The following is a 1,355-nucleotide window of genomic DNA, read 5'->3' as shown; positions in this document are numbered from 1 at the left end:
CGTCAAGAACGTGCAAAAGGCTGTGACCGCGGGCGACAAGTCCAAGGCTGCTGACCTGTTCAAGGCTGCCCAAGCCGTCATCGACTCTGTCGCCGACAAGGGCATCTTCCACAAGAACAAGGCTGCTCGTCACAAGAGCCGCCTGTCCGCCAAGATCAAGGCGCTCGCCGCCTAAGAAACAATCCAGCTCTGGTGCAAGCAAAGAGGCCCGCGCAAGCGGGCCTCTTTGCATCTGCGGCCCGCACCTGCGGGCCGCTTGCATTTCAATGCCACTCGCCTGGCACGACGCCCTGGATGCTGCGGTCGCGCAGCCACTCGGCGACGGCCCGGGCCACCCACTGCGGGTCATCCAGCGGCAGATCGTGGCCGGCCTTGGTGTGCAGGCGCAGCGGCGCTCCCCAGGCACGGCTGATGGCCTGCGAGCAACGCCAGTCGACGAGCCCATCCGCTTTGCTGCACAACAGCAGCATAGGCGCAGCCGGGCGAGTGCGGCTGGCGCGATAGCGCATGCTGGCGAGCAACTGGCGGGCCGTGTTGCGAACACCGAGCGGGTGCTGGCGCTGCAACTCCACCCAGCGGTCGATGATGGCCGGAGTCGGCGTCAACCGCGTCGTCAGGCTGAGCACCCTCTCCTCCCGCATACGGGCGCTGAAGCGACTCAGGGACAGCAGCAACAGGCCAAGATAGTTCAGCGGATGCGGCTTGCGAAACAACTCGCTGAAAGGCCGCAGGCTGGGGTTGATCAGCACGCCGGCCTCAACCTCGCTGGGATAGCGGCTCGCCCATTCGCTCAGCACCGCCCCGCCCAGCGACATGCCGACCAGCRACACCGGCCCATTGACGCCGAGGCGTTGCAACTGTTCACGGCAAGCATCAACGATGGCCAACACCTGGGTAGGACTGGCCTGGCGGCGCAGCGCACCCGTACCGGGCAGATCCAGCAGCAGCAGCCGGGACGCCGGTTGCAACGCACGCAATTCGCGCAGCAGATGTTCGGGGAAAACCCCCCAATGCCCGCTGGCGCGTGACAGGCCGCGCAACAGCACCCAGACCGGCGTCAGTGTGCGCTCCGCCGCCACGGCCGGCGCGGTGGGGAGCGGATCTGCGGCGATGGTGGCGGCGCTGGCGTTTATCGGCATGTTTCCAAACATTGCCGGCGAGGATAACGGCGCCCCGCCCAGGTGCGTCCTKGGACTCTTGCTAGGAGAGACGAAATCAAGCGCCCGATTTACCGCCTGGGCCGTCGGGCAGCAGGCAGGCGTCGGCAACTTGCAGGTTGTTGTCGCGCGCGAAGTTCATGACGAAGTCCCAGGCCATGGGTTCGAGGCGCTTGAGCTCTTCGTTGACGACAACGC

At 66.1% G+C, this 1,355-nt stretch carries 3 protein-coding genes; 1 reads left to right on the top strand and 2 read right to left on the bottom strand.

Annotated features, from left to right (window positions below):
• Positions 1 to 175, top strand: a 175-nt coding sequence (gene rpsT, locus AC1DU6_RS31330) for a 30S ribosomal protein S20 (RefSeq protein WP_477862048.1), incomplete at its 5' end; no start/stop codon positions are given.
• 88 nt (positions 176 to 263) lie between these two features.
• On the opposite strand, the gene AC1DU6_RS31325 is transcribed toward rpsT, so the two are convergent.
• Together AC1DU6_RS31325 and AC1DU6_RS31320 are read right to left on the bottom strand one after the other, a co-directional pair.
• Positions 264 to 1,139, bottom strand: coding sequence for an alpha/beta fold hydrolase (locus AC1DU6_RS31325; RefSeq protein WP_477862044.1), 876 nt, complete (start codon positions 1,137 to 1,139; stop codon positions 264 to 266).
• 76 nt (positions 1,140 to 1,215) lie between these two features.
• Positions 1,216 to 1,355 (bottom strand): DUF3579 domain-containing protein (locus tag AC1DU6_RS31320; RefSeq protein WP_477862046.1); only part of this gene is annotated, 140 nt, incomplete at its 5' end.

The sequence above is a fragment of the Roseateles sp. P5_B10 genome, assembly GCF_056400485.1.
This window is presented reverse-complemented; position numbering and strand designations above follow the sequence as displayed.